Here is a 14,813-nt window from a genome sequence, read left to right as displayed (position 1 = left end):
AGCCTCCGGACGCAATTATGCTGAGGCATAATTGATTATTCGATAATAAATGTCCCTAATATGGTTATAAAACCTGAAGGGACAAAATTTTCACTATAACATACGTTAGTGTATGTTATCTTTGAAGTTACGAAATTGGGGGCGAATAAATGAAATTACTATTAATAGTAGTAGCTGTGAGGCTTCTGTGGTTTATCAGTTTTTTGCATATTTATTGGGCTTTTGGAGGTCGATGGGGTTCTGCTGCTGTTATCCCAGTAAAAGAGGGAGAACATAAGCCTGCTTTTACTCCGAGAATATGGGGAACATTATTCGTAGCCATTCTTATTCTATTAGCTAGTGTCATTATTGTTGTTCAAGTAGGTTATTTGCAGGGGTTCGAAGCAAATAGTTTATCTAAAATCGGAAGTATTGTCTGTGCTTTAGTTTTCATTATTAGGGCAATTGGTGATTTTAAGTTTGTTGGATTTTTCAAAAAAATTAAACATTCTCAGTTTGCTAGATATGACACTTGGTTCTATAGTCCATTATGTTTATTCTTTGGTTTTGTCTATATCATGTTGTTGTTTTAATAAGTATAATGAATTCCCTATAAAATAAATTTTATGCAGGAAGAAAACAGCTCTTATTGAACAAGTAGCAATAAAAAGAAGTTTGAGCATAGCAATAGAGCAATACGGGTTCTGGTGACAGCGAAGTCCGCTATGATTAGTCATTTGTGTTTAAAAAGAGGATAGATAGGGCGAATTTATTCAAGCTCTTCTATCCTTTTAATTTTTATAAATCTAATGTATGACATTAGATAAGAATTCACTATTAATAATAGGTTCAGCTTATATCTTGACTTTTAATAAAATTTTAAAGTGTTGGTTTTTTATTGTGTGAATAATAGGTTAGTTGTTGTTTTGGAGTTTAAATCAATGATTTAAACTTAGCAATGGTATCATGTAACCTTTCTAATCCAATCAACATATCTTTATCATTTAACATTGAATAACTAATTCGTAAATGATTATATTGAGTTTCATGGTTTAATAGACAAGCTGTTCCAGGTAAAAAAGAAACATCTACTTCATTTGTTTTTTGTAATAATGTAAAAGGATCGATTGACTGTGGGAGTGTAACCCATAAGTTAAATCCACCATTAGGTATTTCAAATTCTAATTCTTTTAATGGAGATAATATACCAATTGTTAAATCTCGTCTAATTTGTAAAGCTGTACGTAATTTTTCTAAATGATTTTTCATTCGTTCCGCTCGTAAAAAAGGAAGTAGTGCTTTCTGCGTTAATAAAGGGCTACCAATATCCATAGAAGCCTTCACAGCGTATAACCATTCAAAGATATGTCCTTCAGCTGCAAGTGCCGCGATGCGAAGACCTGGTGCTAACGTTTTACTAAATCCTTTTAAATATATAACATGACCATTTGTATCAAAGCTTTTTATTGGAGGGGGAATTTTAAAATCCTCAAAATAAATTTCTCCGAAAGAATCATCCTCAATAATGAAGAAGTTATATAGCTCTGCTAGTTCTACAAGTTCCATTCTTCTTTCTTTACTCATTACTGTGCCCGTTGGATTCTGAAAAGTAGGATTCACATATAACAAAACAGGATTCTTTCTTTGACAAATATCATCGATTAGATCTGAGCGAATGCCGTTGTTATCAAGACTAACAGGGATAATTTGAACTCCTTTATTAACAAATACATCAAGCGCCGCTCCATAACACGGACTTTCTACTAACACTATGTCTCCAGGCTTTAATAATGTTTGGGCGATTAAATCGATTCCTTGCTGGGCACCACTTGTAATTAATAATTGAGATGGATCTGTAACTAATTGTTGGTGTTCTTTTAAGTAGTTTGTTATTTCCACTCTAAGTTCTTTGTCACCTTGAACAGGTCCGTATGTTGCCAGTATCATTTGATCCTTATTAAGTAATTTGTGCATTTCATCTGAAAGAAACGGATTTGGTAATAAACGTGGATAAAGGACAGCCTGTGAAAAATCAAAATATTTACGATGTTGGTTCATTACATATTGAGAACGCATAACATTAATGGATTTCGTTTGTTGCCATTGATATGGGATTGGTTTGAAATCTTTATTCACACGTTTATGTATATAGGCACCTTTTCCTTGTTCAATTCGTATATAACCTTTCGTTTCTAACTGTTTATAAGCTTTACGAACAGTTAATAAACTAATTTGCAAATCATCGGCCATAGAACGTAAAGAAGGGAGGTAATCGCCATGTGAAAGCATCCCGCTTTGAATTCTCTCAACAATTTGCATATATATTTGTTGGTAATATGGTATGTTGGATTCTTTACATAGTACTATCTTCATAGAATCACCTGTTTTTCTTTTTAATTTAATTAAAGCGAAAAACAGTCTGACAATCAACTATATTTTTATTCAACTGTTATATGCGTGGATACACTGTTATACAGCATATCCTCTATACTCATTTCAAGAGTAAAAAGGAGGAAGGAAAATGGTCATTTTAAATTATATTTTAGTATGTATTATTTTTGGAACGACATTTTTAACGATAAAAATTGGAATAGAAGCTGGCGCACCACCATTATTTTCAGCTGGAATTCGTTTCTTTTTGGCGGGCCTTATTCTCATTATTATTTTTAAATTAAAGCGAAAGGATATTATGCCCTACTTATTATCGAAACGTATTATATATGCTGGTTTTTGTTTAACATTTATGACATTCGCGACCCTTTACTGGGCTGAACAATATATTTCTTCTGGATTAGCTGCAGTTCTATCTGCAACAGCCCCAATGATGATTTTGCTATTACAATCAAAGAGAAATAAAACAAAATTGCAAAAAGAACAACTTGTTGCTTTAGTTATAGCACTTACAGGAGTTTTGTTTATATCTTTACCTGGCATGCATCAAGAACTTACTTTCATATGGAGTATTGCATGCCTTGTTATATTAGTAGGAGAGTTGTTTTATGGAATAGGTTCTATTCGTTCTAAAGAGATACTTTCAGATTTACCTAACGTATCACCATTTCTCATTAACGGCATTCAAATGTTTTATGGAGGAGTTTTGCTATTAATTGTATCTGTTGTAATGGAACAGCCGAATTTAGCTGTATTAACATCTTGGAATGTACAATGGCCAATTTTATATCTCATATTTGTAGGATCAATCGGTGGGCACGGTTTATATTATTGGCTCTTATCAAAAACAAATCCAATATTTCCATCAACATGGTTGTATGTATCCCCATTAATCGCTGTTATTGTAGGTTATTTTGTATTAGGAGAACCATTAAATCCTGCAATGGGAATTGGAGCTTGTTTAATCTTGATTGGTGTATTTTTAGCGAATCGTTCTACACTTGGAGTTTATTTTAAGCAAGGAAGGTTGTTAAAAAAAGAGATGTAGTTAAAGTTTAATGATGTAGAAAACAGCGAAAAACGTATTCAAACTTTAGAAGGAAAAATAGTTAATTTAGAGAAAGTGATTAACACATTAGAATATAGATTAGGGATAGTAGAATCAAAAACACAGTTGGAGAAATAACCAACTGTGTTTTTATATAGGGTGTATTTTATTTTACACTTAACTAAATCGGTCGCATATTGTTTGGTGGATAAGTGTTATTTTTTTATTACGGTATTGCCCATTGCGATAGAAATTCGATTCCAATTGTTTATTTGATTAATGATTAACACAAGGTCAACATATTGTTTTTCGTCAAAGTGTTCACGTACTCGGTTATATAGATTTTCAGGAACTCTTTTAGTAGGAATGAGAGTAATATGCTCCGATAGTTCCAGAGCAACTTTTTCTTCAGGAGTATAAAAATCACAATCATCCCAAGCATTTAAGCAATAAATTCTTTGCTCGGTTTCACCCAATTTTCGGGCGTCAGAAGTATGCATATCGATACAATAAGCACAGCCGTTAATTTGAGAGACTCTAATTTTTATAAGCTCTCTAACAGCTCGATTAATTGAAGATTTCTTCGTGTATTTCTCCATATCCATCATAATTTTCATACCATCAGGCGAAATATCATAATAAGACATTCTTTGACTCATAAGACAAAACCTCCGTTATTATAAGTTTTTATAATAAAAACACACTAGGTCGCGATAGGGACTTCTAGTGTGTTTTCATAATTAATTTACTTTTTTAATAAATCCTTTATAATGACGTTTCACAAGCTGACTTTCGAGCGTCTTCATCGTTTCTAATGCTACACCTACGATGATAAGTAAGCTTGTGCCACCGATTTGGGCAGAAGGTGGTAATGTTGCGATTTTCGTGAATACGAGCGGTAATATTGAAATTGCTCCTAAGAAAATCGCACCGATAAATGTTAAACGGTATAAAATTTTTGTTACATACTGTTCTGTAGATTTACCTGGGCGAATACCCGGGACATATCCGTTTTGCTTTTTCAAATTCTCAGCCATTTGTTCAGGGTTTACTTGAATAAATGCATAGAAGTATGTGAAAGCAACGATAAGACCAACATAAAGCGCCATTCCAAACGGATGTGCAAAATCAAGATTCGCAATTAGCCATTTAGATACGCTCGAGTCAGGGAAGAGCTGCGCAATTGTACGCGGCGTCATTAAAAAGGCTGAAGCAAAGATAACAGGAATTACACCTGCACTATTTACTTTAAGAGGTAAATGAGTATTTTTTGCTCCTTGATATTGATTGTTTCCTGAAACAGCTTTTGCATATTGAATCGGTATTTTTCGAACAGCTTGTTGAATGTAAATAACACCAACAACTATCGCTAAAATTACGAGTCCAATTAAAACCATTTTTATTATGTGCATAAATAACTGATCGCCTGCGTTTTGGAATTGTTGCAAATAAATTTGATTAGCGACATTTGGAATCGCCGCAACAAGTCCTGCGAAGATAATCATTGAGATTCCATTACCAACGCCATTAGCGGTAATTTGTTCACCTAACCAAAGTAAAAATGCAGTACCAGCAGTTAAAACTGTCGCAATAAATAAGTATGTAGTCCAGCTTTGATCTGTAATTAATTGTCCACCTGCTATATTATTAAAACCATAAGACATCCCAATGGATTGTATGAATGCGAGAATGATTGTAAAGTATCGAGTAAATTGAGCTGATTTCTTACGGCCCATTTCTCCTTGCTTTGCCCATTCTGTAAATTTAGGTACAACGTCCATTTGTAGTAATTGTACAATGATAGAAGCTGTAATATATGGTGTGATACCTACAGCAAAGATTGAGAAGTGTTGCAGTGCTCCTCCGCCAAATACGTTCAGCATGCCTAAAACGTTAGCTTGATCTTGTACTTTTAATACCTCTGCGTTAGTATGAGGAACTGGAATAAACGTGCCAATTCGAAAAACAATTAGCATCGCTAGTGTAAAAAGAATTTTGTTTCTTATCTCAGCTACTCTCATGAAATTTGAAATCGTACGAAACATTATGTCGCCTCCTATATTTTTATCAGTTCAAAACTGATTATTATATCCCGATGAAGTAACCACAAACCTCCTTCCGCATTAAATTCATTTGACAAATGGAATTTTATACATTTTGTAGTTTTCACGGATATAAAAATATAAGGTGTTATACAAGCGATTTATTAACTTTTCGTAATCATTCAATACCCATAATATAACTAATAAATTAACAAATGTACATACATAAGCATTAAAAATGAATGAATAGGTTGATTTTTTACATATATTTAATGCTAGATTGATAATTAGGAACGTTTTATGTAGTTATATTGAAAGGATTCTGTTGAAAGTATTATGATGTAGCTGTAGCGCATAATAACCTCAAGGAAATCTTCAAGGATGTTGAGAGAACTCATACATTTCAGCATGAATTAGAGAACCTACTAAAGAAAGAAAAGATTGGATTGGAATAATAGTGAAGGAAAATCTTTTTTCCATAGAGAATATTTCTAGCGTAGGAATTTAAGTATGTAGGTTCTAGCGAAAGGAGAATTCACATGAATACATTTGTAAATGACAAGTTTTATGAAACTAGAAATCAATTATTTGAGGAAATTACTTTGTTAAGTGATGCTCAATTTAATAGGAAACCAGATAAGGATAAATGGAGTATAGCACAAGTTTGTCATCACTTAGTTTTATTAGATGAGAGAGTTATAACAGTTATTTCATCGGGATTAAAAAAGATGGATAGTATCTTAAATGAGCGTAAAGAAATTCACACTATTTTATTAGATAGATCGATAAAATTTATAGCCCCAGAAATGATTGAACCAAGTATAGAACCATTTGAAGTGCAGCAAATGGTTGATTTGTTAAACAACTCTAGAAAAGAATTGATGCGTTTCCTGAGTACAATAGAAGATGAATCTATATTAGCGAAAAAATCAGTGATGCATCCAGCTCTTGGAGAATTACTCCTTGATCAGTGGATAGAACTGATCTATTTGCATGAACAGCGTCATATAGAACAAATCAAAGAGATAAAATTGCTTTGTGAGGTTGAAAAGTAAAAATCATTATCTATTTATTGAGCGATTTGGGATAGCATCAAGGATTCGAGTGATAAAATATAAGTCCTGATTAAAATTATGATGAATTAATAAGCAGAAAAAAATACGAAACTAGCAGATTTTACTCCTGAAGAGGAAACGAACATTTGAAAAAAATCTGAATCCGATTTGCTGTATAAGTGTAACCCCGTCTTAAATGAAGAGCGGGGTTATTATTTTTGGAAGTGATCTCAGTATTTTCATATAGAAGGAAAAAATTAGAAATAAAATCCGAAAATGAGTTGTATGTCCAAAATTTTGAAAGTACGTATACATCTACCGTGGGTTTAGCGCTCTTCACACGTTGGAGGAAAAAGTATTTTATTAGAAAACGATAAAATACTATTCTGTTAGGGGATATATGCATTTTATTCTCTATATTTTCACAGCAAAACCACCTCCAAAATTATCTTTTGTAGTTGAATTTCTCTGAATAATAAGTTACATTTTTAAAGTTCAAGCAACTTTATGACAGTACAAAAAGGGGAGAAATATTGTTATTATGCAAAAAATGAAATGGAAGAACTATGTATGCAATTTTATTATTCTTATGCTTCTTGTAACAGCAGTAACAGTCAAACCAGCTATTTCTAAGGCTGAGGAATCTAATGTTAATATTACATTGTTAGGTACTGCAGATATTCATGGTAGATTTATGCCTTGGGATTATGCGCTTGATGGAGCAAATATGAGTGGAAGTTTGACGCAGCTTTATACGGTTATAAAGAAGGTACGTCAAGAAAATCCAAATACCATATTAGTAGATGCCGGGGATACAATTCAAGGAAACTCAGTAGAATTATTCAACGATAAGCCACAATCGCCAATGATGGTAGCAATGAATACAATGGGATATGACGCCTGGGCATTTGGAAATCATGAATTCAACTTTGGATTAGATACATTGAAAAAAGTTAGTGAGCAATACAAGGGAAAGACGTTAGCAGGAAATATTTATAAGGAAAATGGAGAGCGTTTTCTTCCTGCATATACGATTGTTGAAAAAGGTGGAATTAAAGTCGGGATTATTGGTATGAATACACCAATGATTAGTGATTTTGAAAAAGGGACAGATCATTTGGATGGTTTAGTAGTGAAAAATCCAGTAGAAGAGACAAAAAAGGCTATTAAAGAATTAGAAGATAAAGTAGATGTAATGGTAGGGGTTATGCATATGGGACTAGAAAATGAGAATGGAATCCCAGGTACTGGTGTTCAAGATATTGCGAATGCTTGTCCGGAACTAAGCGCTATTTTTGCGGCTCATATGCATAAACTTGTAAAAAAAGAAGTTGTAAATGGCGTAATTATTACAGAACCAGATAAATACGGAACGCATATTTCACGTATTGACCTTACTTTTACAAAGCAAGATGGGAAGCTTGTTTTAAAAGATAAAACAGCTACCGTTATACCTGTAAAAAATGCTGATGGAACTACAGTATTATCTGATTCTACACTTGAAGAAACACTAACACCTTTTCATGAGTATGCGAGAGGAGATGCAAATGTTGTAGTCGCCCAATTAAAGGGTAGAAACCTTGTTCCTGAAAATGAAATAAAGGGTATTCCAAGTGTGCAGATTCAAGAGACACCTTTATCAGATTTCTTTCATGAAGTCATGCTCCATTACAGTAAGGCGGATGTAGTAGCCCATCAAATTGATAATGATTATGCCCGTTTGGATATAGGTCCTATAAAGAAGAAAGATATTGCTTATAATTATCAATATGCTTTGGGAGAAATTACAGTATATAAGGTAACTGGAAAAGATTTAAAAGACTATATGGAATGGGCAGCAGGATATTTTAACTCATCTCGTGCCGGAGATGTAACAGTTAGCTTTGATAAAAACCGTCGTGCGTCTAAATACAGTACGAACGATTTCTTTGGAGGCGTAAAATACGAAATTGACTTAACAAAACCATATGGTAGTAGAATTACAAATTTACGCTCTATTCGTACAAATAAACCAATCAAAATGAGCGATGTTATGACGCTAGGAATGAATGCGTATAGAATGGAGGCTCTTCAGGCAAAAGGGGGAGCTTTAGAGGGACGTAAATTTGAACAAACTTGGTCATCTAAACAAGAGAATGCATTCGGAGAAACAGGTGGAACCATTCGTAACCTTGCTATTACATATTTAAAAGAGGTAAAGAACGGTGTATACACGCCAAAAGCTATGCATAATTGGAAAATTACTGGTGTAGATACACATTCTTCAGAGCATAAGGCTGTAGTTGATCTTATAAATGAAGGGATTTTAGAAATCCCAAAAACAGAAGATGGAAAATATACAAATATAGCATCTATAAATACTAAAGATTCAATTACAAAAGAAGAGATTGTAGCACTCTCACAAAAAGCTAATATTAATCCAAATCAGTTTAATCATGTAAAAAGAAAAGGTGAATTTTACAAAAAACTTAGTAGGATAATTAAATAAATATAAAAAAGATGGCTCTCGTGCAAAAAACTATTAAACTTGGACATACCATTATCCTAAAAAAGTTTGTGATCGGTATGGAAATATAGAAAATCATCGGTAAAAAATCCCCTGAATCGCTTTAAAAATTTAGGGGATTTTTCATTTGAATAATTATCGTTTCATTTCTCACTATGTATATTTATAATATGCTTTAAAAGAACATACCTTAAGTTAATAACATGCAATAGATATGTCCTTTTCTATATTTAAATGGGGAGACAAATTTATCTTTGAAAAATATTTTTGACAAGATGAAACTCATATAAGACTTCAGCAGTCTCAAAACGTTACAATCCATGCAGCTATAGACATAAATAACAAAATTATATTGAAAAATCTAACTTGTATATGCGTTGCCTCACTAAAGTATTTATCTACTATTCTGAAAATAGTAAAGAGTGGTTTTTTATGTTGTTAATAAGATATAAGTGTACTTTGATTAGAATGAATATAGATAATTAACGACTAACCAATTGGATGAGCACCTAAAAGGGCTCATTTTTTATTTTATCGACCACATATATGTAATTTTGCATAATATTACATATATTTTGTATTTTCTCTTTTTTTCGACATAAATAGACAGTATACTTTGTACAAGCTTTCTATTCCAAAAATTATACGAGGTGAAAAAATGAAAAACACAAAGACATTAACTAAAGTAGCATTAACAACAGGATTAGCTTTAACAGCTGTGGCACCATACGGAATAGGTCATGCAGAGGAAACAGATCAACTTCAAGTTCAAATTCAGGAGGACTCATTCCGTTCAGGTGAACTTACACAACCGTCACAAAAAACACCAGAGAATGTAGTAAAAGATGCTCTTAAGGAGAAAGCTGAACAAGCTCTTTCTCCAAATCAAGTCAATGGAGAAACAGGAGTAGATTATAAAGTTCTTCAAAAACGTGGTTCGTATGATGGAACAACACTTGTGCGTATGCAGCAAACATACGAAGGAAAAGAAATATATGGCCATCAATTAACTGCACACGTAGATAATAAGGGTGTTATTAAAAGTGTTTCAGGCGATAGCGCGCAAAATTTAAAACAAGAAGAATTGAAAAAGCCTATTAATCTATCAAAAGATGGAGCGAAACAATATATTTATACGAAGTACGGGAACGATATCAAGTTTATTTCTGAGCCAGAAGTTAAGGAAGTTATTTTTGTTGATGAAAATAATGGACAAGCTAGCAATGCATACCAAGTTACCTTTGAAGCGGCAACACCAAACTATGTTTCCGGAACTTATTTAGTAAATGCACAAAATGGTGATATGTTAAAAAATATGGTACAAGAATCTAACTTAAAAGCAAGTGAAAAACTAGTTGGAGCTTTAAAGGAAAGTAAAAAAAGTAGTCTTACATCATTAACTGGAACAGGAAAAGATGATTTAGGTATATCTCGTTCATTTGGTATTTCTAAACAAAGTAATGGCAAATATGCACTTGCTGATTATACAAGAGGGCAAGGAATTGAAACATATGATGTGAATTACAGAGATATTACTAAAGAAGAAAGCTATTATCCTGGTACACTAGCAACCAGCACTTCAACAACATTTAACGATCCAAAAGCAGTAAGTGCTCATTACTTAGCAACAAAGGTATTTGATTTTTATAAAGATAAATACAAGCGTAATAGTTTTGATAATAAGGGACAAAAGGTAGTTTCAGTTGTACATGCTTGGGATTCTGAAGATACGAACGATCCGAAAAATTGGCAAAATGCATTAAGTGCTAATAATGGAAGTATGCTTGTATATGGTGATCCTATTGTCAAGGCATATGACGTAGCTGGACATGAATTTACACATGCTGTTACTTCTAGCGAATCTAATCTTGAATATTACGGTGAATCTGGTGCGATTAATGAAGCGCTATCTGATATTATGGGAACATCTATTGAGAAATACGTAAATAATGGAAGCTTTAACTGGACAATGGGAGAACAAACTGGATCTGTTTTCCGTGATATGGAAAACCCAGCTTCTGTTCCATCTTCACTTGGAGTACCTTATCCAGATGATTACAGTGAATTTAACGATTTTAATGGATGGGATCAAGGCGGCGTTCATTTTAATTCAAGCATTATTAATAAAGTTGCGTATCTCATTGCAAAAGGTGGAACGCATAACGGGGTAACTGTTAAAGGAATTGGTGAAGATAAAATGTTTGATATTTTCTATTATGCAAATACAGATGAATTAAACATGACATCTAATTTCAAAGAATTGAAATCAGCATGTATTCGAGTGGCAACTAATAAATATGGGGCGAATACAGCTGAAGTTCAAGCGGTGCAAAAGGCATTTGATGCAGCAAAAATTAAGTAAGTTAGAAATATAGTTTTCATTCATATATTAATACATTATGAAAAAACAGCTAATATCATTTTAAGGATATTAGCTGTTTTTTTACGTAGCAATAAACTAGTGAAAATAAACTTACTAAGCAATAATCAGGCATCTATCTTCAATAAGTTACGACAAATATATAAGATTTCAAGGATATAAAACAGAAAATTAATAATATATTGACCTTTTAATAGTAAGTGCTATAAAATGAAAGCGATAACAAACGATTGCTTTAAAATGATTTCCCTGATCTTTTAGTATTTACAACTATATGAAGGCAAAAAAATCTATTTTTTTAAGCATTAATGCAAACGTTTTCGTATTAAAAGATCATTGAAATACATACGTGAAAATAGTCAATATGGGGGTGAAGTAAAAGAGATTTCTACATTAATTTAAGCAGTGTAATTTAGTATGAGCATAATAAATAGCTCGTACTATTTAAAGAAAGGGTGTATGTGGTGCAAATGACAAAAAGATTAATTAACAAATCATTTTTATTACTTGCCATAATCGTTATGTTATCATCTGTTTTCTCTTTTCAGAGTGTGAAGGCAGTTTCAAATTCGAAAACAACTGAAGTTATCATTCATTACAAAGAGAAATCTGGAAATACAAAAGACTGGAATCTTTGGGTATGGGGAGAAAATGCAAACGGTAAATCTTATGAATTTACTGGTGAAGATGAATTTGGAAAATACGCTAAGATAAAAATAGATGGTGACTATAATCGTGTAGGATTTATAGTTCGTACCAATGAATGGGAAAAAGATGGAAGTGATCACTGGGTTGAAAATATAAGGGATGGTCGTGCTGAAGTATGGATCCTTTCGGGTGATGAAAAAGTATATAACTCTAAGCCTTCTTCGGATCTCTCAATTCAAAAAGCTACTATTGATAGTTTTAATGAAATTACTGTAACGACTAATGTTCCGTTTAATAGTAAGGAACAGAAAATTGAAATTGAAGGCGTTAAAATTAAGGGAATTAGTCCTTATGATAAAAATAGTGGAGATATTACTAATAAGGTTAAAATAATTACGGAACAGAAAATTGATTTAAAACAAACATACAAAGTTAAAATAGCAAACTTAGCTGATGCGAATACTGAAATCGGTAAAGTCATTCGTAGCGAGGAATTTGATAATTTATTTTATTATGGTGGTAATGATTTAGGGAATATATATACTCCGCAACATACAAAGTTCCGTTTATGGGCTCCTACTGCGAGTGAAGCGAAGTTAGTTACATATAAAAAATGGAGCGATAAAATAGGTACTGAAATAAACATGCAACAAGGTGAAAAGGGAACTTGGAAAGCAGAACTTAAAGGGAACCAAAAAGGTCTCTTTTATACGTATAAGGTGAAAATTGGGGATAAGTGGACTGAAGCGGTTGATCCGTATGTGCGTGCTGCTTCTGTAAATGGAGATAAAGGTGCAGTTGTTGATTTAGAAGAAACAAATCCGAAAAAATGGAAAGCAAACAAAAAACCGAAATTTAAAAATCCGGAAGATGCTATTATTTATGAATTGCATGTACGCGATCTTTCCATCCAACCTGAAAGTGGTATTAAGCAAAAAGGGAAATATTTAGGTGTAACAGAAAAAGGAACAAAAGGGCCTGAAGGTGTAAAAACAGGACTTGATCATATGAAAGATCTTGGTGTTACTCACGTTCAGTTTTTACCGATATTTGATTATGCTTCAGTAAATGAAGAAACTTTAAATGAACCACAATATAACTGGGGATATGATCCGAAAAATTTCAACGTCCCAGAGGGCTCCTATTCTACAAATCCTTATGAGCCGACTGTTCGAATAACTGAATTAAAGCAAATGATTCAAGCGCTGCATGATAATAATCTTCGTGTTGTGATGGACGTAGTATATAACCATATGTATAATGCCGCTGAATCAAATTTTCATAAGTTAGTTCCAGGTTACTATTATCGTTACAATGAAGACGGAACATTAGCAAATGGAACTGGAGTAGGGAATGATACCGCTTCAGAACGAAAGATGATGAGAAAATTTATGGTAGATTCCGTCACATACTGGGCAAAAGAATACAATTTAGATGGGTTCCGTTTTGATTTAATGGGTATTCATGATTATGAAACGATGAATGAGATACGTAAAGCTGTTAATCAAATTGATCCTTCTATTATTCTGCATGGAGAAGGCTGGGATTTAAATACACCTCTTGCAGTTGAATTGAAAGCAAATCAAAAAAATGCGGAGAAAATGAAAGGGATTGCTCATTTTAACGATAATATTCGTGATGGATTGAAAGGTAGTGTATTTGAGGAGAAAGAAGATGGTTTTGTAAATGGAAAGCAAAACATGGAAGAACGTATTAAAAAAGGCATTACAGCCGGTATTGACTATGATACAAATTCGTCTACTTATCAAGATCCGGAGCAGGTGCTAACTTATGTGGAAGCACATGACAATCATACTTTATGGGATAAACTTGAGTTGACTAATTCAGGTGACAGTGAAGAAATGCGAAAACAAATGCATAAATTATCTTCTTCTATTTTATTAACATCACAAGGTATTCCATTCTTACATGCAGGACAAGAGTTTATGCGCACAAAATATGGTGATCATAATAGTTACAAATCTCCTGATTCTATTAACCAGATGGATTGGTTACGCCGTGCAGCATTTAATAATGAAGTAGAGTATATGAAGGGCTTAATAGATTTACGAAAAAAATACTCAGCTTTTCGTATGACTTCTGCAGAGCAAATTAAAAAGTATGTAGCTTTTATCGATGTTCCCAAAAATGTTGTAGCTTATACAATAGATGGAAAGGGAAGTGGGAATAAAAGCGAATACTTTATGGTGGCTCACAATGCAAATAGGGAAGCCGTTGACATAACACTTCCATCGAAAGGTCCATGGAAAGTGCTAGTAAACGAGAATCAGGCGGGAAGTAAAACACTTTACGTTGTCCATGACAATAAAATTAAAGTTCCTGCATTAAGTTCACTAGTTTTAAAAACAGAGAAACCGATTAAATAAAAGCAAATAATGTGAAAGTATATACTGAATTGAGCAAATTGAATAGGGATTGCAAGGGATTGCAAATGAAAAAAGCGAAGTGAAGGTTGTTTTCACTTCGCTTTTAAAGTTAAAGTAATATAATTTCACATACTGTAATTATATTACAATTTAATAACGAAAATAGACAAGAGATTATTGCTATTGTAACAGTAGGAGGAGAAGATATCTTTGTATTTATTTATAAAATTATCTGAAGCACATTCTTAATTTATATAATTTTTATTATATATTCGAACATCTAACGGGCTAGATGTTCGAGTTGTATTAATTCCTACAAATCGTTTAAAAAATAGCAAAGATGCAAAAGTATATGGATTTAAAATAGAGAAAAGACN

The 14,813-nt window shown here is 32.8% G+C and carries 9 protein-coding genes and 1 pseudogene; 7 read left to right on the top strand and 3 right to left on the bottom strand.

The window, feature by feature from the left end; translation table 11 throughout:
* The first annotated feature begins 149 nt into the window (after positions 1-149).
* Positions 150-572 (top strand): DUF3995 domain-containing protein, encoded by a 423-nt coding sequence (locus B5P42_RS19680; protein WP_113734998.1) that lies wholly within the window; start codon positions 150-152, stop codon positions 570-572.
* 340 nt (positions 573-912) lie between these two features.
* Here B5P42_RS19680 and pdxR read toward each other — a convergent pair whose 3' ends face one another.
* On the bottom strand, positions 913-2,352 hold the full coding sequence (gene pdxR / locus B5P42_RS19675) for a MocR-like pyridoxine biosynthesis transcription factor PdxR (RefSeq protein WP_113734997.1): 1,440 nt from the start codon (positions 2,350-2,352) through the stop codon (positions 913-915).
* Between the two features lie 148 nt (positions 2,353-2,500).
* Between pdxR and B5P42_RS19670 the strand changes: the two genes are divergently transcribed.
* Positions 2,501-3,418 carry a DMT family transporter gene (locus tag B5P42_RS19670; RefSeq protein WP_044442047.1) on the top strand — a complete coding sequence of 306 codons (918 nt, stop codon included), beginning with the start codon at positions 2,501-2,503 and terminating at the stop codon, positions 3,416-3,418.
* A gap of 215 nt (positions 3,419-3,633) precedes the next feature.
* On the opposite strand, the gene B5P42_RS19665 is transcribed toward B5P42_RS19670, so the two are convergent.
* Positions 3,634-4,077 (bottom strand): carboxymuconolactone decarboxylase family protein, encoded by a 444-nt coding sequence (locus tag B5P42_RS19665; RefSeq protein WP_002189701.1) that lies wholly within the window; start codon positions 4,075-4,077, stop codon positions 3,634-3,636.
* Between the two features lie 81 nt (positions 4,078-4,158).
* On the bottom strand, positions 4,159-5,463 hold the full coding sequence (gene secY, locus B5P42_RS19660) for a preprotein translocase subunit SecY (RefSeq protein WP_002141891.1): 1,305 nt from the start codon (positions 5,461-5,463) through the stop codon (positions 4,159-4,161).
* Positions 5,464-5,999: 536 nt separating this feature from the next.
* On the opposite strand from secY, the gene B5P42_RS19655 reads away from it, so the two are divergent.
* The 5 genes and pseudogenes from B5P42_RS19655 to B5P42_RS33550 form a co-directional block, all read left to right on the top strand.
* On the top strand, positions 6,000-6,515 hold the full coding sequence (locus B5P42_RS19655; RefSeq protein ID WP_107886887.1) for a DinB family protein: 516 nt from the start codon (positions 6,000-6,002) through the stop codon (positions 6,513-6,515).
* A gap of 541 nt (positions 6,516-7,056) precedes the next feature.
* On the top strand, positions 7,057-9,003 hold the full coding sequence (locus B5P42_RS19650; protein WP_113734996.1) for a bifunctional metallophosphatase/5'-nucleotidase: 1,947 nt from the start codon (positions 7,057-7,059) through the stop codon (positions 9,001-9,003).
* A gap of 676 nt (positions 9,004-9,679) precedes the next feature.
* Complete coding sequence (locus B5P42_RS19645; RefSeq protein ID WP_044439877.1) at positions 9,680-11,383, top strand: M4 family metallopeptidase; 1,704 nt, start codon at positions 9,680-9,682, stop codon at positions 11,381-11,383.
* 482 nt (positions 11,384-11,865) lie between these two features.
* Complete coding sequence (gene pulA, locus B5P42_RS19640) at positions 11,866-14,436, top strand: type I pullulanase (protein WP_113734995.1); 2,571 nt, start codon at positions 11,866-11,868, stop codon at positions 14,434-14,436.
* A gap of 276 nt (positions 14,437-14,712) precedes the next feature.
* Positions 14,713-14,796, top strand: a pseudogene (locus tag B5P42_RS33550) (DM13 domain-containing protein); the annotation flags it as partial.
* Positions 14,797-14,813: the final 17 nt, after the last annotated feature.

It is taken from the genome of Bacillus sp. SRB_331 (genome assembly GCF_003264175.1).
Lineage (GTDB): Bacteria > Bacillota > Bacilli > Bacillales > Bacillaceae_G > Bacillus_A > Bacillus_A mycoides.
The sequence above is the reverse complement of the archived record's forward strand: the minus strand, read 5'-3'. Positions and strand labels throughout refer to the sequence as shown.

What these genes read in the sequence shown, in the direction of transcription:
- B5P42_RS19680 (WP_113734998.1), top strand. Translation starts at nt 150, where the DNA reads ATGAAATTACTATTAATAGTAGTAGCTGTGAGGCTTCTGTGGTTTATC.
- pdxR (WP_113734997.1), bottom strand. Translation starts at nt 2,352, where the DNA reads ATGAAGATAGTACTATGTAAAGAATCCAACATACCATATTACCAACAA.
- B5P42_RS19670 (WP_044442047.1), top strand. Translation starts at nt 2,501, where the DNA reads ATGGTCATTTTAAATTATATTTTAGTATGTATTATTTTTGGAACGACA.
- B5P42_RS19665 (WP_002189701.1), bottom strand. Translation starts at nt 4,077, where the DNA reads ATGAGTCAAAGAATGTCTTATTATGATATTTCGCCTGATGGTATGAAA.
- secY (WP_002141891.1), bottom strand. Translation starts at nt 5,463, where the DNA reads ATGTTTCGTACGATTTCAAATTTCATGAGAGTAGCTGAGATAAGAAAC.
- B5P42_RS19655 (WP_107886887.1), top strand. Translation starts at nt 6,000, where the DNA reads ATGAATACATTTGTAAATGACAAGTTTTATGAAACTAGAAATCAATTA.
- B5P42_RS19650 (WP_113734996.1), top strand. Translation starts at nt 7,057, where the DNA reads ATGCAAAAAATGAAATGGAAGAACTATGTATGCAATTTTATTATTCTT.
- B5P42_RS19645 (WP_044439877.1), top strand. Translation starts at nt 9,680, where the DNA reads ATGAAAAACACAAAGACATTAACTAAAGTAGCATTAACAACAGGATTA.